19 protein-coding genes are annotated in these 21,072 nt (G+C 48.9%); 1 reads left to right on the top strand and 18 read right to left on the bottom strand.

Annotation, left to right across the window (positions count from 1 at the left end; translation table 11 throughout):
• Nucleotides 1–8 precede the first annotated feature (8 nt).
• The 15 genes from fliI to sucC all read right to left on the bottom strand — a co-directional run bounded on the left by fliI (nt 9) and on the right by sucC (nt 16,132).
• Nucleotides 9–1,334, bottom strand: a complete 1,326-nt coding sequence (gene fliI / locus AC50X8_RS20700; protein ID WP_056038246.1) for a flagellar protein export ATPase FliI — start codon at nt 1,332–1,334, stop codon at nt 9–11.
• On the bottom strand, nt 1,324–2,172 hold the full coding sequence (locus AC50X8_RS20695; RefSeq protein WP_327204929.1) for a FliH/SctL family protein: 849 nt from the start codon (nt 2,170–2,172) through the stop codon (nt 1,324–1,326). Before AC50X8_RS20695 ends, fliI begins: the two co-directional genes overlap by 11 nt.
• Nucleotides 2,156–3,169, bottom strand: coding sequence for a flagellar motor switch protein FliG (gene fliG / locus AC50X8_RS20690; RefSeq protein ID WP_046230712.1), 1,014 nt, complete (start codon nt 3,167–3,169; stop codon nt 2,156–2,158). The genes AC50X8_RS20695 and fliG overlap by 17 nt, the downstream gene beginning before the upstream one ends.
• A gap of 11 nt (nt 3,170–3,180) precedes the next feature.
• Nucleotides 3,181–4,770, bottom strand: a complete 1,590-nt coding sequence (fliF, locus tag AC50X8_RS20685) for a flagellar basal-body MS-ring/collar protein FliF (protein WP_056038252.1) — start codon at nt 4,768–4,770, stop codon at nt 3,181–3,183.
• 45 nt (nt 4,771–4,815) lie between these two features.
• Entirely contained in the window at nt 4,816–5,103 is a 288-nt protein-coding gene (gene fliE, locus AC50X8_RS20680; RefSeq protein WP_081418951.1) for a flagellar hook-basal body complex protein FliE, read from the bottom strand.
• A gap of 53 nt (nt 5,104–5,156) precedes the next feature.
• Nucleotides 5,157–5,606, bottom strand: a complete 450-nt coding sequence (gene flgC / locus AC50X8_RS20675; RefSeq protein ID WP_056038258.1) for a flagellar basal body rod protein FlgC — start codon at nt 5,604–5,606, stop codon at nt 5,157–5,159.
• A gap of 3 nt (nt 5,607–5,609) precedes the next feature.
• Complete coding sequence (gene flgB, locus AC50X8_RS20670; protein ID WP_056038261.1) at nt 5,610–6,017, bottom strand: flagellar basal body rod protein FlgB; 408 nt, start codon at nt 6,015–6,017, stop codon at nt 5,610–5,612.
• Between the two features lie 224 nt (nt 6,018–6,241).
• Nucleotides 6,242–7,012 carry a GTP-sensing pleiotropic transcriptional regulator CodY gene (gene codY, locus AC50X8_RS20665; RefSeq protein ID WP_494881240.1) on the bottom strand — a complete coding sequence of 257 codons (771 nt, stop codon included), beginning with the start codon at nt 7,010–7,012 and terminating at the stop codon, nt 6,242–6,244.
• Nucleotides 7,013–7,039: 27 nt separating this feature from the next.
• Nucleotides 7,040–8,443: an ATP-dependent protease ATPase subunit HslU gene (hslU, locus tag AC50X8_RS20660; RefSeq protein WP_494863959.1), complete on the bottom strand. Its 1,404-nt coding sequence runs from the start codon at nt 8,441–8,443 to the stop codon at nt 7,040–7,042.
• 15 nt (nt 8,444–8,458) lie between these two features.
• The gene (hslV, locus tag AC50X8_RS20655) at nt 8,459–9,007 is read right to left on the bottom strand and encodes an ATP-dependent protease subunit HslV (protein WP_046230705.1); all 549 of its coding nucleotides are present in this window, start codon (nt 9,005–9,007) and stop codon (nt 8,459–8,461) included.
• Nucleotides 9,008–9,076: 69 nt separating this feature from the next.
• The gene (gene trmFO, locus AC50X8_RS20650) at nt 9,077–10,417 is read right to left on the bottom strand and encodes an FADH(2)-oxidizing methylenetetrahydrofolate--tRNA-(uracil(54)-C(5))-methyltransferase TrmFO (protein ID WP_494881237.1); all 1,341 of its coding nucleotides are present in this window, start codon (nt 10,415–10,417) and stop codon (nt 9,077–9,079) included.
• Between the two features lie 168 nt (nt 10,418–10,585).
• Nucleotides 10,586–12,685 carry a type I DNA topoisomerase gene (topA, locus tag AC50X8_RS20645; RefSeq protein WP_056038277.1) on the bottom strand — a complete coding sequence of 700 codons (2,100 nt, stop codon included), beginning with the start codon at nt 12,683–12,685 and terminating at the stop codon, nt 10,586–10,588.
• A gap of 27 nt (nt 12,686–12,712) precedes the next feature.
• Nucleotides 12,713–13,834: a DNA-processing protein DprA gene (gene dprA, locus AC50X8_RS20640; protein ID WP_494863960.1), complete on the bottom strand. Its 1,122-nt coding sequence runs from the start codon at nt 13,832–13,834 to the stop codon at nt 12,713–12,715.
• Between the two features lie 163 nt (nt 13,835–13,997).
• Nucleotides 13,998–14,933 carry a succinate--CoA ligase subunit alpha gene (gene sucD / locus AC50X8_RS20635; protein ID WP_056038283.1) on the bottom strand — a complete coding sequence of 312 codons (936 nt, stop codon included), beginning with the start codon at nt 14,931–14,933 and terminating at the stop codon, nt 13,998–14,000.
• A gap of 38 nt (nt 14,934–14,971) precedes the next feature.
• Nucleotides 14,972–16,132, bottom strand: coding sequence for an ADP-forming succinate--CoA ligase subunit beta (gene sucC, locus AC50X8_RS20630; RefSeq protein ID WP_430162054.1), 1,161 nt, complete (start codon nt 16,130–16,132; stop codon nt 14,972–14,974).
• A 368-nt stretch (nt 16,133–16,500) separates the two neighbouring features.
• Between sucC and AC50X8_RS20625 the strand changes: the two genes are divergently transcribed.
• Nucleotides 16,501–18,072: a YifB family Mg chelatase-like AAA ATPase gene (locus tag AC50X8_RS20625; protein WP_494881235.1), complete on the top strand. Its 1,572-nt coding sequence runs from the start codon at nt 16,501–16,503 to the stop codon at nt 18,070–18,072.
• A gap of 199 nt (nt 18,073–18,271) precedes the next feature.
• Here AC50X8_RS20625 and AC50X8_RS20620 read toward each other — a convergent pair whose 3' ends face one another.
• From AC50X8_RS20620 to AC50X8_RS20610, 3 genes are read right to left on the bottom strand one after another with little or no spacing between them, the layout of a single operon-like run.
• A complete protein-coding gene (locus AC50X8_RS20620) occupies nt 18,272–18,682 on the bottom strand; it encodes a YraN family protein (protein WP_494863962.1) in 411 nt (136 codons plus the stop codon).
• Nucleotides 18,675–18,980, bottom strand: coding sequence for an EscU/YscU/HrcU family type III secretion system export apparatus switch protein (locus tag AC50X8_RS20615; RefSeq protein WP_056038296.1), 306 nt, complete (start codon nt 18,978–18,980; stop codon nt 18,675–18,677). Before AC50X8_RS20615 ends, AC50X8_RS20620 begins: the two co-directional genes overlap by 8 nt.
• Nucleotides 18,977–20,902, bottom strand: a complete 1,926-nt coding sequence (locus AC50X8_RS20610) for a TP0910 N-terminal domain-containing protein (protein WP_494863963.1) — start codon at nt 20,900–20,902, stop codon at nt 18,977–18,979. The genes AC50X8_RS20615 and AC50X8_RS20610 overlap by 4 nt, the downstream gene beginning before the upstream one ends.
• Between the last annotated feature and the right edge of the window lie 170 nt (nt 20,903–21,072).

Raw genomic sequence — 21,072 nt, 5'->3', positions numbered from 1 at the left:
TCAACGCTTCATCTCCTGTAAAAATCAATTATTAGCCGCTCCTGAGCTTCTTCCAAGGTGACTTTTTCATTTGTTTTTTGTCTCGTGAACTGATGAATCGAATCAATGAATTGCATCGCCAAATCAATTTCTTCATTAGAACCGCGTTGGTACGCCCCAATATTTATAAGGTCTTCCGAATCTTTATAAATAGATAATAGGCGCTTCAACTGATTAGCCGCATCCTGCTGCTCCTCCGTAATAATTTCTTTCATAACCCGGCTCACGGATTGCAAGACATCAATGGCTGGAAAATGTCCTTTATGCGCAAGATGCCGGCTCAGAACGATATGGCCATCCAAAATCCCCCGGACTGCATCCGCAATAGGTTCATTCATATCATCCCCATCTACTAGAACGGTGTAGAACGCGGTGATTGAGCCTTTTGGACCAGTTCCTGCTCGTTCTAGCAATTTAGGCAAATTCGCAAATACGGAAGGCGTATATCCTCTCGTTGCAGGTGGCTCGCCGATCGCCAGACCTACTTCACGAAGTGCCATAGCGTAACGTGTAACGGAGTCCATCATAAGCATGACGTTCAGACCACGATCGCGAAAATATTCAGCAATGGAGGTGGCGATTAGTGCCCCCTTCATCCGAATGAGTGCTGGCTGGTCCGAGGTAGCGACAATGACGACCGAACGGGCTAAGCCTTCAGGTCCCAAGTCCTTCTCAATAAACTCTAGTACTTCACGACCACGCTCGCCGATTAATGCAATGACGTTGACGTCGGCCGAGGTGTTTCGGGCAATCATGCCGAGCAGGGTACTTTTCCCTACCCCAGATCCGGCAAATATACCTACACGCTGGCCTCTGCCAACCGTCAGCAAACCGTCGATAGCTCTAACGCCAATGCCCAGCGGCTCCAGAACACGAGGACGCATAAGCGGATTGCTTGGTTCATTATGAGTAGAATAATGCTGCATTCGGCTTGGTAAAAAAGACCCATCAAGCGGCTGGCCGAGGCCATCCAGCACTTTTCCAAGCAGCTCGGAGCCTACCTGCACACTAAGCGGCTTGCCTGTTCCTACAACATCACAGCCTGAGCTGATGGAGTGCAAATCGCCCAGCGGCATTAGAATAACTTTATTGTTCCGAAAGCCTACAACCTCAGCCTTAATCGGCTTTGCCGCTTTATTCGGATAGATATAGCACACATCACCGATACTTGCATCTGGCCCTTCCGATTCAACGGTAAGCCCGATGACCTGGGTGACCTTTCCATTCACACGTATGGGATCAATTGCCTGCAAATGCTCGACATATTTGCCCGCCTGCAATGAACTATTGCTCATCAGCCTGTCCTCGCTCGTCCCTTGATTGATGAGCGAACTGGACCAGCTCGCGTTTTAATTCTGACAGCTGTGTATCGATACGGGCATCAATGCTTCCGTATGCGGAACGAATAACGCAGCCAAAATCTTTAACCGTCGCATCCGGCAAAATTTGCAGCTCGGCTTGCGAGTCGACTGCCAAATTCAGCTCTTCTTGCGCAGCTTGGACGAAAGCCAACTGACCAGGTGCGACGCACAGCGTAATAACACCTTGCTCGCGTCTTCTTGCAAGCGATTTTTTAATTAATTCAATGACCATTTCTGGAGCTTGCTCCAGCTGTTGGCCGATTACCTTTTCCGCTACCGCGCAGCTTAGTTCCACCAAAAACGGTTCCGCTTCCTGAATGATCTGCTCACGCATTGAATAAGCGGAAGATAAAATCGCATTCGCTTCGAACAGCTTTTGCTCCCATTCCTGCTTGGCTAGCATATTCGCTTGCTCGATGCCTTCCGCAAAACCACGTTCATAGCCTTCGCTGCGGGCAGCTTCTGTCGTCGCTTCATCCTCGAGTCTTTTTTCCAACCACCAGGCTTCCACATTCGCTTCAGCCTCGGTCAGCATTTGCTCGCATTGAGCTCCCGTTTCCCGCAATCGTTCTTCTGCAAACTGCCTGGCATCAGCAATAATTTGATCCCGCAGCGTAATCGTTTCTTCATCAGGCTGTTCTTCCTCTGGAGCTTCAGCTTCACCATTCGCATCTGCTGCGAGTGCTGCATGCTTGTTCTTCCAGTAAAGCTCTCTTAGTTGATCGATAGAAACAACGCTTGTGGATTTAATCAAATTAGACAATGATATCATCTCCTCCGCCACGGGCGATAATGATTTCACCTGATTCCTCTAATCTGCGAATCGTTGCGACAATACGGGTCTGCGCCTCCTCTACATCACGCAATCGGACTGGACCCATAAACTCCATTTCTTCCTTGAATGTTTCCGCCATGCGCTTCGACATGTTTTGGAAAATGGCATCCCGCACTTCTTCGCTAGCGACTTTAAGCGCAAGCTGCAAATCGGCATTTTCGATATCGCGGATAATCCGCTGAATCGAACGATTGTCGATGTTGACGATATCTTCGAAGACGAACATCCGCTTCTTGATTTCTTCTGCAAGTTCAGGATCTTGAATTTCCAGAGAATCAAGAATGGTGCGTTCCGTACCGCGGTCAACACCGTTCAAAATTTGAACGATAGAGTCGATACCGCCAGCATTTGTGTAATCTTGAGTGACGGTAGCTGAAAGCTTCTGCTCCAGCACACGCTCCACCTGCGATATAACTTCCGGTGAAGTGCTGTCCATGAGCGCAATCCTTCTTGCAACTTCCGCCTGCTTTTCTTGTGGAAGAGAGGACAAAATGTGCGAAGATTGCTCCGATTGGAGATAGGACAACACGAGTGCAATCGTCTGAGAGTTCTCGTTTTGAATAAAGTTGAGTATTTGCATCGGTTCTGCTTTGCGGGCAAAGTCGAATGGCCGTACTTGCAAAGTAGCAGTCAATCGATTTATCACTTCCGCCGCTTTGCTCTCACCTAGCGCCTTCTCCAAAATATCTCTGGCATAAGTAATACCGCCTTGCGAAATATATTCCTGAGCTACACAGATTTGATTGAACTCTCCTAAAATCGTTTCACGCTCTGAGCTGTCCACTTTACGCACATTGGCTATTTCAAGAGTTAACTGTTCAATTTCATCTTCTCTTAAATGTTTAAAAATTTGAGCTGACACTTCGGGACCTAGTGTAATTAGCAGTATTGCCGCTTTCTGCCTTCCGGTTAGCCCATTCATCGATTTACTCATGCAAACGACCTCTATTCATCGACAAGCCAAGTCCGAAGTAAATTAACAAATTCATCCGGCTTGCGTTTGGCGAGTGTCTCAAGATTTTTACGTGCTTGGCTGTCATTGCTTAAGCTATCAAAATCAAGGGTAGGATATTCTACAGCCGTTGATGCTACAACCGCTTCCTGTGCTTCAGCTGCTGCTGCTTCTGCCGCTTGCTGTCTGCGTCTGCGAACGAGCAAAATAATCAAACCGGCAATAATCGCAAGTGCTGCTGCTCCAATTCCGATTGCCCATCCCATTGATAAGCCGCCAATCGTGTTTGTAGCGGTGCTTTCAGCAAATGTTTGCCCAATAAGTGAAACCTTTTTGTTGATTAAATCGTCATTATTAACATCTTGACCTGAATCAGCAAGCTGTGCACGTACCAAACCTGTCAAGAAGGTCGTAATCTCTGTACGAGATTCTGGAGTGAGTCGACTTGCTTCAACACCGATGCTAATGGATAGATCTTTAATTACGAAAGGCCCTGAAATCGTGGTACGATTAATTCTTCCAAAATCGTAATTAACAGTAGAAGAGCTTTCTTCCGAGGTAGAGTTTCCAGCGGCATCCGTTGCAGTATAGCCCGGAACATCCGTTTCTCCCGTTCCTGCTACACCGCCTGCACTGGAGCTGCCACCTGTAGAAGAACTGGTCTGATCGGACTGGCTAACAATAATTCCGTTATTATTATTGTCAGGCAGCGGCACAACCTGCTGTTCCTCTGTCTTCTTATTATCGAAGTTCAAGCTGCTTCCGATGCTGATGACTAGATTTTCGGAACCGACAATCGGTCCCAGAAACTGTTGAATATTCTTTTTCAATTCCGCTTCATATTTGCGTTGAATTTGGAATTGGCTGTCAACCGCTTCCGCTGTGCCTGCAATCGTGCCCCCTGCTTCGGAGGACATCAGCTCGCCCTGCGGACCAGAGATGGTAATGTTGTCTATTGTCGTACCTGGAACTGCCGATTTTACCAGATTGTAATAACCGTCAATTTCCTTTTGAGTTGGACGATAGCCAGCCATAAATTCCAAGGAGATGGCAGCCGTTGCTTTGTCTTTCTCTTCAGGAGTTAGAAACACGCTTTCTTCTGGCAAGTTCACAAGCACTTTAGAACTTTTCACGCCTTGCATGCGATTCAGCAATTGTTGGATCTCGCCGTTCAAGGCGCTTAAATATTTGACATTAAATTCATTTTCTGTTGTGCCGAAGGTCGAAGAGCTTTGTGTAAAAGCTTCAAAGCCAATTGATCCGTTCTGCACAAGACCAAGTGAGCCGATCGTTACCTTAGTACGTTCGGCTACAGCGCTTGGTACAGAAATACTAGTTCCGCCACTCCCTAGTTCATAAGGGATACCATTGCTATCCAGGTAGTTCATAATGGCTGCTGAGTCTGTTGTATCCAAATTTTGAAAAGCCAATTCATAATCCGTTCTTGTAAAGATTACAGTAAGAAGAATTATAGATAACAACAGTACGCCTACAGAAGCCCCCAAGCCTATTTTCTGTTTTTTTCCCATTTGACTCCAGAATTGCGAAATTCTCAGTCTAAATTGGGCGATTTTCTCGTTCACCTTGTCACCTCACCCAAATTCTTTGCCAGGTTTTTTTATCGTTCATTATACCTGCATCCGCATTATTTCTTGATATGCCTCTACAACCTTGTTGCGGATTTGTGAGGTTAGTTGAAGACTAAGCTGCGCTCTTTCGCCAGCAATCATGACCTGAGAAACATCAACTTCACCAATTAAAAACTTATCGTTAAGCTTATGTACATTTTGTTCCTGGGCGCTAACACCCTCAATTGCGTTATTTAAAAACTGGCTAAATGTTTTTGTAAGTTCTGCCGGAGTAGCTTGCTCTACAGGCGCAGCTGTCATCGTCTTTAAAGGCTGCAACTGGTTCATCGAAATGGCTTGAATCACTATATTCCTCCTCGGCTATTGTTTAATGGTTGTTGCTACTTCCCAATTTCCAATGCTTTTACAAACATCGCTTTAGAAGAATTAATGGCTGTGACATTCGCTTCATAAGAACGCGAAGCTGAAATCATATCAACCATCTCTTTCGCGACATCTACATTCGGCATATTTACATAGCCGTTTGAATCGGCATCAGGATGGGTAGGATTATATACAAGCTTCGTTGGGGCTGTGTCATCAATGATTTTGGCAACCTTTACCCCACCAGTTGTTGTACTTTTTCCCATTTTGGCATTCAGCGCATTGGAAAAGCTTGATTTCAACGGCTCCAAAACGACCATTTTCCGTTTATAAGGCACGAATTGTCCATTCTCATAACCGGCACGCGTCGTTTCCGCATTCGCAATATTTGAAGAAATAACATCCATTCGCAGGCGCTGTGCGGTTAGAGCAGAGGCGCTCGCATCAAATCCGCTGGAAATTTTCACTCTTTAACCTCTCCCTTCTATTGCTGTTCGCATCATTTTGATTTCATGATTGACTTGCTGCAAATAAGCGTTATAGCTCAGCTGATTTTTCGCAAGCAGCGACATTTCCCGATCAATATCCACATTATTCTCATTATTGTTCATGGCGGTTTCTTTATCGCTTATGACTTGAGGCGTAGGATTGACCGGCCCACCTATAGGAATATGCCTTGCATTCGTAAGCTTTCCTTTCAGCTTAGGTGAGCTATTACCCATTTGTTGTTCCAAAAGCTGTTCAAATTCAACCTCTGACCGTTTAAAATGCGGGGTATCCACATTGGCTATATTATTCGAAATGACATTTTGCCGCATTTCTGCTGCATGAACTGCCCCCTCTAGCCTTTGGAATGAAGATCCGCTTAATAAGTTCACTTTATTATCACCACTTTCGATAATTAAAAGATCCTAATATAAGGTATTCAACACACTTCGTAGCATTCCTGCTTTGTTCGACATTAAATTATTAAAAAAATGAGATCATGCTGTCGATATTTGCCGACATGTTTATATTCAACAATTCTCCAAATTATTACAATAAGAAAAAAGCCCTATCTTTAAAATAAGATAGGGCTTTTTTAGTCGTTTAGACTCATATTTTATGATTTAATTTTTTCCAGCTCTTGAAGTAGCTGGTGATTTAATATCTTAATGTAAGTTCCCTTCATTCCGAGTGATCTAGTCTCAATGACCCCCGCACTTTCTAATTTTCTTAGGGCATTTACGATTACAGACCTAGTAATACCGACCCTGTCAGCAATTTTTGAGGCTACAAGCAGCCCCTCTTTTCCTTCCAATTGCTCAAAAATATGCTCGACTGCCTCAAGCTCGCTGAACGATAACGAACCAATAGCAACCGACACGACAGCGCGACTGCGTGCCTCATGCTCAATTTCTACCGAACGCTCGCGTAAAATTTCCATGCCGACAATCGTAGACCCATATTCTGCAAGCACTAAATCATCGTCGTCAAAAGCGCCTTGGTGCCGTGTCAAAATTAGCGTGCCTAAGCGATCTCCGCCACCTGTTATCGGGACAACCGTCATAATTTCCTGCTGCCCTAGCGACGGGAAAGTCTCATAAACACCAGCATACGGCGGCACATTCGTGACCGATTCCGTCATTTCAAGAAATTGCTCGTTGCTTTCCTGCGGGAAACGCAGCTCTTCTGCCGACATGGAACGCAGCGAGTCATGATCATGCGGATTCACAGCTGCACAACCGAGCACCTTTCCCCTGCGGCTTACGACAAATACACTCGTTTGAATGGTGCTGGTCAGCACCTCCGCCATTTCTCTGAAAATAAGCGGTTTGCCAGCCGCCCGCTGCAGCAGACGGTTTAGCGTCCTTGTTTTTGTTAATAACGTCATGCCATTGCCTCCTAAAACTCATACCAACTACAATATATATTGACTCAAATCTTTATTTTGCGCAATGCTTCCCAGCTTTTCACGAACATATTCCGGCGTGATCAGCATATGGTCCAATGTAATATCAGGCGCTTCAAAGGAAAGATCCTCAAGCAGCTTTTCCAAAATCGTATGCAGCCTTCTCGCTCCGATATTTTCAGTATTCCGATTCACTTCTGCGGCAATGGATGCCAGCTCATGAATGGCCTCATCTGAAAATTCGATTTCAATGCCTTCGGTTTGCAGCAGTGCTGTGTATTGCTTAGTCAGCGCGTTTTTCGGTTCCTTCAAAATGCTCACAAAATCATCAAGCGTAAGCGAAGTAAGCTCCACCCGAATCGGAAAACGGCCTTGCAGCTCGGGAATCAAATCGGATGGCTTCGCGATATGGAATGCACCTGCGGCAATAAAGAGCACATAATCCGTTTTTACCGGACCATATTTGGTCATAACCGTCGAGCCTTCAACGATTGGCAAAATATCACGCTGCACGCCTTCACGCGAAACATCTGGGCCATTTCCACGCGAGGAGCTCGCAATTTTGTCAATTTCATCGATAAAAATAATGCCTGACTGTTCCGCACGTGTAACCGATTCCGAAATGACATCATCCATATTGATCAGCTTGTTTGCTTCTTCCTGAATAAGCACTTTACGCGCTTCCTTAACCGGCAGCTTGCGGCGCTTCGTTTTTTTCGGCATCAGCTGTCCGAACAGCTCCTGCATATTCATGCCCATGCCTTCGGGACCTTGGCCGCCTGCGAGCATGTCCAGCATATTCGGAGCAGCATCTTCAACTTCTACCTCAACCATTTCATTTTCCAGCTTGCCAGCAGCAAGATCTGCCTGCACCTGAGCCCGTTTTTGCACAATCGTCTGATCCTGCTCCGGTTCTTCTGCTTGCAGATTGTCATTTTGCTGGTTGCCAAAAAGCATCTCGAACGGATTTTTTTGCGTCTTTTCCTTTATTTTCGAAGGGACAAGCAGCGTCACCAGCAATTCGTTTGCCAGCTTCTCCGCTTTATCTTTAACCTGCTCGGTTTTTTCCGTTTTCACCATGCGGATCGCTGTTTCAACCAAATCGCGAACCATGGATTCAACGTCGCGGCCTACGTAACCTACCTCGGTGAATTTAGTTGCCTCAAGCTTTACGAAAGGCGCTTTTACAAGCTTCGCCAATCTGCGGGCAATTTCTGTTTTACCAACGCCTGTAGGACCGATCATTAAAATATTTTTCGGCACGACCTCATCACGCAACGATTCATCAAGCTGACTTCTGCGATAACGATTGCGCAAGGCGATTGCGACCGAACGTTTCGCAGGCTTTTGACCGACAATATACTTATCCAGCTCCGCTACGATCTCTCTTGGTGTTAACGCTGCATTTGCCATATTAATCTCCTCCGTTTAAGAGCCGATTTCTTCGACAATAATATTGTGATTCGTGTAGACGCAAATATCTGCTGCAATTTCTAGCGCCGAACGCGCCATTTCCTTCGCATCCAGATGAGTGGCATGGCGCTTGAGTGCTCTAGCTGCCGACAAGGCAAAGCTGCCGCCCGAGCCAATGGCCAAAATGCCATCATCCGGCTCTATAATTTCGCCGTTTCCTGAAATCAGTAAAAGTCCCGTCTGATCCATGACCAGCATCATCGCTTCCAATTTACGCAGCACACGATCCGAGCGCCATTCTTTTGCCAGCTCTACAGCCGAGCGCTGCAAATTGCCATGATGCTCCTCAAGCTTCGCCTCGAATTTCTCGAAAAGCGTAATTGCATCAGCAACCGAGCCAGCAAAACCTGCGACGACTTGCCCGCGATACAAACGGCGTACCTTTTTCGCTTTATTTTTCATCACCATGCTGTTGCCGAACGTAACTTGACCATCCCCTGCAATCGCGCCTTTTCCCTCGTGACGGACAGCGCAAATCGTCGTTGCATGAAATTCCATTTCCATCTCTTCGCCTCCTCTAGGCAAATGTGCCTGTTCTCATCCAAGCTTTCAAAAATGGCCGTATCGCTACGATTAGTTGTTTACCAAATGCGTGAAATGCTCTTGCTTAAATTGCTCAATGCCAGCAAGCGCACGGTTTGCGATCGCTTCATTCTTTTCCTTCTTGCTCTTCAATCGTTTCTCAAGCGGCGGGAATAGCCCGAAATTCGCATTCATGGGCTGAAAATGTTTGAAATCCGCCGTCGTAATATACTGCGCCATACTGCCAAGCGTTGTGTCTCCAGGAAGCACGAGCGGCTCGAGATCGCGTGCGAGACGAGCCGCGTTGAATCCGGCGATTAATCCGGAAGCTGCTGATTCCACATAACCTTCAACACCTGTCATCTGACCAGCAAAAAATAATGTAGGACGATTTTTAAGCTGATAGGTTGGCTCCAGCAAACGTGGCGAATTGATGAACGTATTGCGGTGCATGACACCAAAACGAACGAACTCGGCATTTTCAAGTCCTGGAATAAGTGAGAACACCCGCTTCTGCTCGCCCCATTTCAAATGCGTTTGAAACCCAACCAGGTTATACAGTGTACCAGCAGCATTGTCCTGACGCAATTGAATAACGGCATGAGGTAGCTTGCCCGTATGCGGGTTCACCAGTCCAACTGGCTTCATCGGCCCAAACAGCACCGTTTGCTTGCCGCGGCTCGCAATAACTTCAATTGGCATGCAGCCTTCAAAATAAACTTCCTTTTCAAAATCTTTTATTTCCGCTTTCTCGGCATTAACAAGCGCATCATGGAAAATTTCGAACTCCTCTTCCGTCATTGGGCAGTTCAAATAAGCGGCTTCGCCTTTATCATAGCGGGAAGCGAGATAAACTTTGCTCATATCGATAGAATCCTTCTCCACAATCGGTGCAGCAGCATCATAGAAATAGAAATATTCCTCGCCCAGCAGCTCGCGTACTTGCGCGGACAAGGCTGGAGCTGTGAGCGGGCCTGTCGCAATAATGACGATTCCGTCCGTTGGAATTTCCGTGACTTCCTCATTGCGCACTTCAACGAGCGGATGCTCATGCAGAAGGCGCGTTACTTCGCCGGAAAATCCATCCCGGTCAACAGCAAGCGCTCCGCCTGCTGGAACCGCATGACGATCAGCGCAGCCAAGAATGAGCGAATCCAGCTGGCGCATTTCCTCTTTCAACACGCCTACGGCATTTGCGAGTCCATTGGCACGCAAGCTGTTGCTGCATACCAGCTCAGCAAACTGGTTCGTATGATGGGCTGGCGTTTTCGTCTCAGGACGCATTTCATAGAGTACGACCGGAACGCCTTGGGATGCGATTTGCCAAGCAGCTTCGCTGCCGGCCAGGCCAGCTCCGATAACGGTTACTTTTGGATAGGATGATGATGACAATGAACTTACCTCCAAATCATAATACGCGCTTCGCGCAAATAAATATCATTTTTTTGCTGGAATTGCGGGGTAAACCAACAGAACGGATAAAACACAGCTGTCCTCCCTATTCAGGGAGGACCGGGTCCACTCACATGTGGAGCTGTGCACAGCATCGTAGATGCCGCTTTATGCTTCTTCTTGTTCTTCATCCTGCAGCTCTTCGGAATAATCACATGTAGGACATTGCAGCTTTGCTCCGCTGCGATTGCGTTTTTCTACGAGCATGCTTTCGCATTTCGGACATGGCTTGCCTGAAGGCTTATCCCATGAAACATAATCGCAAGCTGGATACGTATCACAGCCGTAGAAAATCCGGCCTTTTTTACTTCTCCGTTCAATAATTTTGCCTTCCTCACATTTCGGACAAGGCACGCCGATATCCTTAACGATCGGCTTCGTATTGCGGCAATCCGGAAAGCCGGAGCAAGCGAGGAATTTGCCGAAGCGCCCCATTTTATAAACCAAATGACGGCCGCATTTTTCGCAAATTTCATCGGAAACCTCATCTTGAATTTCGATTTCCTTCATTTCCTCTTCCGCTACTTCCAGACGCTTCTCGAACGAGTCGTAGAAGGTCGCAAGTACTTTGACCCAGTCCTGCGAGCCTTCCTCCACATGGTCGAGATCCCCTTCCATGTTGGCTGTAAATTCAGCATTCAGAATTTCCGGAAAAAACTCTTCCATTAGCTGGATAACAAGGTCGCCAAGCTCAGTCGGCATAAATTTCTTCTCTTCTATCGCTACGTATCCGCGCTTCTGAATCGTTTCCAGCGTAGGCGCATACGTACTTGGCCGTCCTATGCCGAGCTCCTCAAGCGTTTTCACGAGTCTGGCCTCCGTAAAACGCGGCGGCGGCTGTGTGAAATGCTGTTTAGGCTCAATGGCTTCCGCAGGAATCATATCCCCTACTTCAATTGGCGGTAGGAATTTATGCTCCTCTTCTGCCCCATCATCATTGCCTTCCACATATACTTTCATAAATCCGGCAAACTTGACCTTGGATCCATTCGCACGGAACTTGACATCGCCAGATATCATATCGACGGTCATCGTATCGAGAACGGCTGAAGACATTTGGCTGGATACGAAACGTTCCCATACCAGTTTGTACAACCGGAATTGATCGCGGCTGAGGAACGGCTTCATCGTATCCGGATCACGCATAATAGCTGTTGGCCTGATCGCCTCATGCGCATCTTGGGCATTGCTGTTCTTTTTCGCATAAATGCGAAGCTGCTCTGGCATATAAGGAGCGCCATAGCGTTCCGTAATGTATTCCTTTGCTTCTTCCTGCGCAATCGGGGATATACGAGTGGAGTCCGTTCTCATATATGTAATTAGACCGACCGTGCCTTCCTTGCCTAGCTCTACACCTTCATAAAGCTGCTGGGCAACGGACATCGTCTTAGACGCCCTGAAACCAAGCTTACGGGCGGCTTCCTGCTGCAGGGAGCTCGTAATGAATGGAGGTGCAGGATTGCGCAAACGCTCCTTCTCCTTCACTTCCGCCACTTTAAAATCAGAGCCGCTTTCCATCGCATCCAGCACGGCTTGCATTTCCTGCTCGTTGCCGAGCTCGCGCTTCTCGCCGCCAATGGAATGGTATTTGGCCTCAAATGGAACGCCGTTTTGCGATACCTTTGCAGTAATCGACCAATATTCTTCCGGCACAAATTCATCGATCTCATTTTCGCGGTCAATAATCAGCTTGACGCATACCGATTGAACGCGGCCAGCAGAAAGGCCCTTCTTGACCTTTTTCCACAAGAGCGGACTAATTTTGTAGCCGACAAGCCGGTCCAGAATACGTCTGGCCTGCTGCGCATTAACCAAATCCATATTGATTTTGCGCGGCGTCTTAAAAGCATCCTTAACCGCTTGCTTTGTTATTTCATTAAATACAACGCGGCATGTATCCGAGGCATCCAGCTCCAAATAATGTGCCAAATGCCAGGCAATAGCTTCCCCTTCGCGATCCGGGTCAGCCGCCAGATAAACATGCTTCACTTTTTTGCTGGCGCTTTTGAGTTCTTTCAGTACGCTGCCTTTGCCGCGAATCGTAATATATTTTGGATTGAAATCATTTTCAACTTCGACGCCAATCTGACTTTTCGGCAAATCGCGAATATGGCCCATGGAAGCCTTAACAATATATTTGCTGCCTAAATACTTCCCTATTGTTTTCGCTTTGGCTGGTGATTCGACGATAACTAATGAGTCTGCCACGTTAGGCGCCCCCCTCTCTACTGCTTACTACAATGCTATATATAGCGATCCAGACTGCTGCTCGATCCTACGTTTTATACATAAATTTATCAGAAGAGCGCTTAAATGTCCAAAAGGAACGGCAATCAGCTGGTGTAATTCATTGATGGATAATGGACGCTCTCGCAGCAGTGCGATAATTTTTCGTTCATCAGCGGACAATTCCTTGTCCGATTGGCGCTGTGAAAAGGCAGAAGAATTCGACTGTTTCAGCCATTCATCGCCAAGCCATGTGTATTCTTCAAAAATATGCTCGGCCGCGCTAACCAGCTTTGCTCCTTGGCGTATAAGCGAATTAGGCCCTTCACTTTTAGGAGAAGAAATCGGACCCGGCACAGCGAATAAATCACGGTTCATATCCAGCGCTTGCGCTGCTGTAATCAAAGAACCGCTGCCAATTGCCCCCTCTATGACGAGTGTGCCAAGGGAAAGCCCTGCAATAATTCGGTTGCGCAGCGGAAACATGCCGGGATGCAGCGGCGTACCGATTGGCGTTTCCGAGAGCAATAGCCCCTCTTCCGCTATATGGCGATACAAAGTTCTATTCTCTGAAGGATAACAACAATCTACGGCGCATGCAAGCACGGCTATCGTGCTACCAACTCCTCGCAGAGCGGCCTCATGCGCCTTGCTATCGATTCCACGGGCTAAACCGCTCGCAATAGTCATCCCGCCTGCCGAAAGCTGCTCAGAGAGCATAGAAGCAGTATGACGGCCATATGCGGTAGGATTGCGCGTTCCGACGATTGCTATGATTGGGCGCTTCAACAGCTCCAGACGGCCAATCGCATACAACACCCATGGCGGCTGCGGAATTTGCAGCAAATAGTTTGGATAGGCTTCATCAAACGGTGTAATGACACTAGCTCCAAGCTGAACGGCCTTTTCATAGGAAGAGCCTGAAGCAACGAGTCCTTGCCCTATTCGCTTAACAGCCGACCGTGCCTGCTGGGTGCTAAAACCGGCCTTAACATAGGCTGCTTCATCCTGACCGCTGCCCTCTCGCCACGCGCCGCTCGCTACTGCCTTCTGAATCGTGCGCCAGCCAATGCCTGGCACTTCGCTAAGCATCATTACGATTTGCCTGCATTCATCATGATCACGTTCCATATCGTTCGGCCTCCATTATAATGAGGCACGCCCTTACATTCTTTCCTATTGTGCGTTACATGGCTGAAGAATGCAAGTCGCCCTCTCATCTTCATAAAAAAAAGCAACCTTTCAGCTCCCGCTAACGGGAATCGAAAGGTTGCTTACCTTTTTCAAAGCTTTATTATTTTGCAACAGTTGTGCATTTTTCCAACAGGCCTTGCTCTTCAAGCACCGATACGAGCGTGGAGCCCATATCCGATGGAGTAGGCGCTACTTTAATTCCGCATGCTTCAAGCGTAGCGATTTTTTCAGCAGCTGTTCCTTTGCCTCCGGAAATGATCGCGCCAGCATGGCCCATACGTTTGCCTGGAGGCGCTGTTGCGCCGCCGATAAAGCCTACAACCGGCTTTTTCATATTGGCTTTAACCCATTCTGCCGCTTCTTCTTCTGCTGTACCGCCAATTTCACCGATCATAATAACCGCGTAAGTATCAGGGTCATCATTGAAACGGCTCAAAATGTCGATAAACTCGGAGCCTTTCACTGGGTCGCCGCCAATACCGACTGCAGAGGATTGTCCAATGCCGCGAGTCGTCAGCTGGTGAACCGCCTCGTAAGTCAATGTTCCCGAGCGGGAAACAACGCCTACATGGCCTTTCGTGTGAATGTAGCCTGGCATAATGCCGATTTTACATTCGTCTGGTGTAATAACACCTGGACAGTTAGGTCCGATCAAAATCGATTTGCTGCCTTCCATATAACGCTTAACTTTGACCATGTCTAGTACCGGAATGCCTTCCGTAATACAGATAACAAGTTCAAGTCCAGCGTCAACGGCTTCTAGAATAGAATCAGCTGCAAATGCTGGCGGCACATAAATAACCGAAGCTGTAGCGCCAGTCGCTTTTACCGCCTGCTCAACAGTGTTAAACACTGGAAGCGATACCGTTGAACCGTTTTCAAGAGTGATATCGACGTTAGTTCCGCCTTTACCCGGCGTTACTCCGCCTACCATTTGCGTACCGTAATCGAGTGCGCCTTTCGCGTGAAACAAGCCAGTTGCGCCCGTAATCCCTTGCGTAATCACTTTTGTATCTTTGTTTACCAAAATGCTCATCGAATCTCACATCCCCGTCCATGAATTCATACGCGTATTTATTTCACGAGAGCGACAATTTTTTGTGCGCCGTCTGACATAGAGTCCGCTGCTACGATGTTCAGTCCCGACTCGTTCAGCATTTTTTTACCCAATTCAACGTTTGTGCCTTCCAGTCTTACGACAAGCGGACGATCGAGGCCAATTTCCTTCGCGGCCGCAATAACGCCATCCGCAATAACGTCACAACGCATAATGCCGCCAAAAATATTAACGAAAATCCCTTTAACATTTTCATCGGACAAAATGATTTTGAACGCTTCTGTTACTTTCTCTTTCGTTGCACCGCCGCCTACGTCCAGGAAGTTCGCAGGGTCGCCGCCATAATATTTGATAATGTCCATTGTCGCCATAGCAAGGCCTGCGCCATTAACCATGCAGCCAATGTTGCCATCAAGGGCAATGTAGCTGAGATCGTATTTGGAAGCTTCGATTTCTTTCGCATCTTCCTCTTCCAGATCGCGCAATGCGACAATATCCTTATGACGGTATAGTGCATTGGAGTCAAAATTCAGCTTCGCATCCAATGCCATCACTTCACCATCGCCAGTTACGACAAGTGGATTGATCTCGGCAATAGAACAATCTTTCTCAACGAAAGCGTTGTACAACGAAATCATGAATTTAACAGCTTTGTTAACGAGTGCAGTTGGAATGTTGATTGCATAAGCGAGCTTACGCGCTTGGAACACTTGCAGTCCCACAGCTGGATCAACGATTTCCTTAAAAATTTTCTCAGGGGAATGCTCGGCAACTTCTTCAATTTCCGTGCCGCCTTCCTCTGAAGCCATAATGACGACGCGGCCTGTGCCACGGTCAAGAACAGCACCGATATAATATTCTTTCTTGATGTCACAGCCCTGCTCAATAAGAAGGCGCTTAACTTCTTTACCTTCTGGGCCAGTTTGATGCGTAACGAGCACTTTTCCAAGGATTTCTCCTGCATATGCGCGAACTTCATCCAAGCTTTTTGCGACTTTAACACCGCCAGCTTTACCACGGCCGCCCGCATGGATTTGTGCTTTTACAACAACAACTTTCGTACCAAGCTCTTCTGCTGCTGCAACCGCTTCATCAACGGTGAACGCAACTTTGCCCTCAGGCACAACTACACCATACTGTTTCAATAACGCTTTGCCTTGATACTCATGGATATTCATTGTTGAAATCCTCCATTTCATAGACCGAAATCAGTCGTATGTACACAAACATCTATTATCATAGCATCTTTCCTCTGGTGTTACCTTATATTCGTGCAAGAAGACTTCGGCTTTTTTGATATGGATTCAATCTCAATTTGAGATTAAACGCCACAATCCGCTAATTTACTGCCTTTTACTCGCATCCACCACCCTTTCGTTCAATATTTGACAAAAATGGACAGCGCCCATTATGATTAGTTTGTACCAAACATTCGTTTGCTACTCCATAAGAGCAATCCATTATGGCATTTCACTTAAATTCATAACCGCGATATACAGGACGTAAGGAAGCACCTTCATCCCACTAATTGGAGGTGCTTTTTGTTATGTTCAGCTTAATGCAGAGCGCGACCGTTTATGGCGTCGAAGGCAAAGAAATTGCAGTGGAGGTCGATATTGCAAGCGGCCTGCCGCAAATTGCGGTGGTCGGGCTGCCAGACCCCGCTGTACGGGAATCCGTCGAGCGAGTACGGGCTGCTATTAAAAATAGCGGCTTCACCTTCCCGATGGAGCGTATTACCGTCAACCTTGCCCCTGCCGATTTGCGCAAGGAAGGCACGGCGTTTGACCTTGCCATAGCTGCTGGCATTTTGGCGGCTAGCGGACAATTAAATGCGGCACTCTTTCATAACACGATGATGCTGGGCGAGCTTTCACTTAACGGATCTATTAGGCCGGTAACCGGCGTGCTTGCGATGATCGAACAGGCCAAAAAATCAGGCATCCGCCGCGTGCTGCTGCCGCTCGCCAATGCTCCGGAGGCTGCCTGGATAGCCGGTATGGAGCTTTTTGCTATCAAGCATTTAATGGATTTGCGTCCACAGGATAGCGAGGGGTTGGAGGCGATTCGCTATCCTCCGTCCCAACAAAATGGCGACAAGAGCTATTCTGGGATGTTGGCTGAAAATAAACCTAAGCTTGCGCCTCACTGCGGCGACTACAGCGATGTTATCGGTCAGCAGCTGGCCAAGCGTGCGCTCGTTATTGCTGCGGCAGGTCGGCATAATGTGCTGTTTTCAGGCCCGCCGGGCACAGGAAAAACGATGATGATTCGCAGGCTGCCAACCATTCTCCCGCCTTTGACCGAGCAGGAAGCGATTGAAGTGACCAAAATATACAGCGCTGCCGGAAAGCTGTCTACTGACAATCAAGGACTGATTGCTGCTGCCCCTTTCCGCGCCCCGCATCATACGATTTCTGCAGGCGGACTCGTAGGTGGCGGATCTGTGCCAAAACCTGGCGAAGTGACACTCGCCCACCATGGCGTGCTGTATTTAGACGAACTGCCTGAGTTTTCGCGGCAAACACTTGAGGTACTGAGGCAGCCATTGGAAGATGGAATTGTGACGATTGCGCGCACTAGCGCCGTCTTTCATTTCCCCGCCCGCTTTATTTTAGCTATGTCATTTAATCCTTGTCCTTGCGGATTTTCAGGGCATGAGACATTAGATAAACGCTGTACCTGCACGGATGCCATCATTACCCGGTATAAATCCAAGCTGTCCGGTCCGCTTCTCGATCGGATCGACATCCAGCTTGAGGTTCCGCAGCCCATTGACCTCGGCAGCTCAATAACGGATATTAGCCGCAACAATCTGTCCTCTGAAGCGATGCGCCGCCTTGTCGAAGCAGCTCGGAAACGGCAGAAAGCACGTTTTGCAAAGCTGAAAATCGAGGGCGATGCAAGCTTATCTGGCTCATCCCTGCACCGGGTGATGCTGATTCGCCAGGATGCTGCGGAGCTGCTTGGGCAAGCGCTCCAAACGCTCCCTATCAGCATGCGTGCCCATGACCGCATTATGCGCCTTTCGCGAACGGTAGCTGATGTTGAAGGCAGCCACTATATCGAGGCCGAGCATGTAGCAGAAGCTATCCAATATCGAAAGCTACACTTATAAGCTGTTCAAAATAGGGTTAGGCATATAAGAGCAGAGCCGATTTAAACAAGTAATTTTAAACAAGTAATCCATCAAACAACAAAAGGAGCATCACCGCCTATTGCGCAGTGATGCTCCTTTCATTTTTAGCAGGACGGCTTTCATATTCCAATATCTGGGACTCACACGCTTTAAATGTTCGCAATTCAACCATGCACCGCTAAAATGCCGCTATTATATGCTTCAGCTCACTTATTGCATCATCGTGCTCCAGCGTAATAGCAACGACATCAAAGCGTATGCTCCGTTCCAGCTGCCGAGTCAGCTTCAAGTAAACTTGCGCTGTTTCCGCCACTTGTTTTTGCTTGCGCCAGTCAACCGACTCCGCGGCTGTGCCGAAACGCCCGCCTGACCGGCGTGTGCGCACCTCGACAAATACCAGCTTGTCTTCCCCGCACACAATGAGATCCAGCTCGCCCGATCGGCAGCGCCAGTTGCGCTCCTCAATCGTATAGCCGGCTTCCAGCAAGTAGGCTTCTGCAGCAGCTTCCCCAAGCTTTCCGGTCCATTTGCGCTTGTCCGCCCGCTTGCTGCTTGTCAGTTCAGGCTGGTCTGGCTTTCTATTAGTCATTCAAATCCCTCGCCTTACGATCCGAGCGATAAACAAAGCTGAGTATTTCCGCTACCAGCGTATAAAGCTCAGGTGGAATCGTCTGATCGATATCAAGCTTGGACAGCACTTCTACAAGCGAAGCATCCTCCTGCATCGGAATGCCGTTTTCCTTCGCCTTTTCTATTAGCTGCTCTGCTAAATAGCCTTTGCCTTTCGCAACGACGACAGGCGCTGTTCCGACGCCCGGCTCGTATTTGAGCGCAACTGCCCGCCGTATCGGTTCAGGTTTGTTGTTCTTGTTTTCTTCTGCGCTCATACCTTCAGGTCCACCCCTTTATAACGGCCGGAAAGAAACGTCCTTGGGGCAGTAATATGTCCTTCTGCAGCTCCATCAGCAGCGTGCTCCTCATTTTCTGCAATCGGAGAGGTTCGCAGCGACAGCAGCTGGTAGCCCGCCTGATTCAAGCTGTCTGCAACTTCCGCTCGGGAAGATTTCGCAAGACCATCCATTGCCGGATGATTATTCCACAGTGTCAAGCTTACAATTTTGTCCACGACATGGACGTCTACTACCGTATCTCCTAGCGTTTTCATCGATAAATCAAATAGCAGCCGGCAATTATCCGCATCCAGCTCGCCCTTTCGGCCTCGCCGCGTTTGAATATGGACCGATGCCGTCTGATTGCCGTCATCTCCCTTAAAAGGAACGAAAACGGTGAGATGGCTGAAAAGGGCGCCATTGCGCTCAGGAGACATTAGCAGCTGCTGGCCTGTAATATGCTGCACTAGCTGATGCGCCGCCTCTTTAAGTGCGGCGGGCGCGTCATCGGAGGTTGAAAGCGCGAGAAGTACGCTTTTCAGCGATTCCTGCACATTCTGCTTATTATCTTGAGCAAGAGCAGGCAATGGCTCCCCTTTGTACCCTTGCAGCGTATTCGCCCCAGAATCGGCTTTCAGCAAGTCAGCGCCAAGTTTACTGCCTTCAGGCAGCTTGTCGCTTGCCGCTGCTGCCTGCTGGTGTGCTTGGGCAGCTGCTAGAGGCCGCTCAGCTGCTCCAGAACGCTCTTGCAGCTGTCCGGAGCTTGCATTGCGCCCAGACGCGTTTTCACCGCGCAGCGCCTGTTCTGCGCCGTTACGGGACTGATTGGCGACACCCTGCTCTGCTTCTGCAGCGGCAGGCTCCGTCGAGCCTGCCGCTGGCTGTATCTGAATGCCAAGCAGTTGCTTTCCGAGCTGCTGCTCGTGATCGACACCGAGCCACTTCATCATCTGGCCGAGCCAGTTGGCCGGACTGGCTTCCGCTTTGCCAGCCGCTCCTGCTGCCGCAGCGGCGGCCCCCGTTCCCGCAGCAGCATCGCCTTTGCTTGCTGCCACAGCCGCTTCAGCCCCGCTCGCCTTCGCGGGCTGTCCACTGCTTGCCGTCTCCGCCGCTCTCGCCGCGGCGGCTCCCGCTTCTGCTCCGCGCGGCTGCAGCGCATTCGCGCGCCCGGCTTCGCCAGCGGCGGCTTCCGGCTTCTCGCCGCCGCCAAGCCCCCGCAGCAGCTCTGCGCCTTCGCCGAGCAGCGCTTGCAGCTTGCCCAACTGCTGCGCAAGCTGGGCCTCCTTCCCGCCCGCCTGCGCCTGCCCGCTGGCGGCTTCCTTGCCGCCGGCTGCAGCCGCAGTCGTCGCCAGCTGGCTCAGCTGGTCCAGCAGCTCATGCGCCGCTGGACCAAACATCACCTGCTGCAGCGCACTAATCGTTGCTGCCGTCACAGGCAAACCGCGCTTGAATGCCGAGGCTGCCGCCTGCATCCATTGCTCTGTATCCGCACCAGACGGCATAGCTGCCGCCGCTTGCTGAAACACCTGCGCGGCATCCTTGTTCAGCGGGATGCCTTCTTGATTTAAGTTCTTTATGATTTGCGCCGCCCATTTCTGGTCGGGCAAAGCGAACTGCTTAAGCAGATCCTTAATTGACTGTTCCGGCAGCTCGGCGAGCGAAGCGTCTATTTGCTTCAGCATAATAAGGCCGCCTTCCGCCTGCGCCCCAACCTGAAGCATCGCTGCTTGGCCTGCGGCCAACGGCACCTCAAGCGTCGCCCTTACCTGCACGCCGTTGATTTGCACAATGGCCTCATTGTTGTCCGATACCTGCAGCACCAGGGCGCGTACCGTCTGTCCCGGCTTCAGCTCAGCTGAACGTATATCCGTTCCCGACGCTTCGCCCAGCATGCTTCTCATCATTTGTCCAATATTCATTGCCATCGCTCCCGTTTTACGATGAAATTCAGCTTACGCCCGTCAGGCTTCATTCTGCTTCGCTATCAAAACATGCTTTATTACCTTTATCGGCTAGTCGCCTTCGTATGATGAATCAGCTTTTTCGCCGCTTGCTCAATCAACCCCTATTTAACCCCCATTATACAAAA

It is taken from the genome of Paenibacillus sp. JT22N15, assembly GCF_059383755.1.
This window is presented reverse-complemented; position numbering and strand designations above follow the sequence as displayed.

What these genes read in the sequence shown, in the direction of transcription:
- fliI (WP_056038246.1), bottom strand. Translation starts at nt 1,334, where the DNA reads ATGAGCAATAGTTCATTGCAGGCGGGCAAATATGTCGAGCATTTGCAG.
- AC50X8_RS20695 (WP_327204929.1), bottom strand. Translation starts at nt 2,172, where the DNA reads ATGATATCATTGTCTAATTTGATTAAATCCACAAGCGTTGTTTCTATC.
- fliG (WP_046230712.1), bottom strand. Translation starts at nt 3,169, where the DNA reads ATGAGTAAATCGATGAATGGGCTAACCGGAAGGCAGAAAGCGGCAATA.
- fliE (WP_081418951.1), bottom strand. Translation starts at nt 5,103, where the DNA reads ATGAACCAGTTGCAGCCTTTAAAGACGATGACAGCTGCGCCTGTAGAG.
- codY (WP_494881240.1), bottom strand. Translation starts at nt 7,012, where the DNA reads ATGACGTTATTAACAAAAACAAGGACGCTAAACCGTCTGCTGCAGCGG.
- hslU (WP_494863959.1), bottom strand. Translation starts at nt 8,443, where the DNA reads ATGGCAAATGCAGCGTTAACACCAAGAGAGATCGTAGCGGAGCTGGAT.
- hslV (WP_046230705.1), bottom strand. Translation starts at nt 9,007, where the DNA reads ATGGAAATGGAATTTCATGCAACGACGATTTGCGCTGTCCGTCACGAG.
- dprA (WP_494863960.1), bottom strand. Translation starts at nt 13,834, where the DNA reads ATGGAACGTGATCATGATGAATGCAGGCAAATCGTAATGATGCTTAGC.
- sucD (WP_056038283.1), bottom strand. Translation starts at nt 14,933, where the DNA reads ATGAGCATTTTGGTAAACAAAGATACAAAAGTGATTACGCAAGGGATT.
- sucC (WP_430162054.1), bottom strand. Translation starts at nt 16,132, where the DNA reads ATGAATATCCATGAGTATCAAGGCAAAGCGTTATTGAAACAGTATGGT.
- AC50X8_RS20625 (WP_494881235.1), top strand. Translation starts at nt 16,501, where the DNA reads ATGTTCAGCTTAATGCAGAGCGCGACCGTTTATGGCGTCGAAGGCAAA.
- AC50X8_RS20620 (WP_494863962.1), bottom strand. Translation starts at nt 18,682, where the DNA reads ATGACTAATAGAAAGCCAGACCAGCCTGAACTGACAAGCAGCAAGCGG.
- AC50X8_RS20615 (WP_056038296.1), bottom strand. Translation starts at nt 18,980, where the DNA reads ATGAGCGCAGAAGAAAACAAGAACAACAAACCTGAACCGATACGGCGG.
- AC50X8_RS20610 (WP_494863963.1), bottom strand. Translation starts at nt 20,902, where the DNA reads ATGAATATTGGACAAATGATGAGAAGCATGCTGGGCGAAGCGTCGGGA.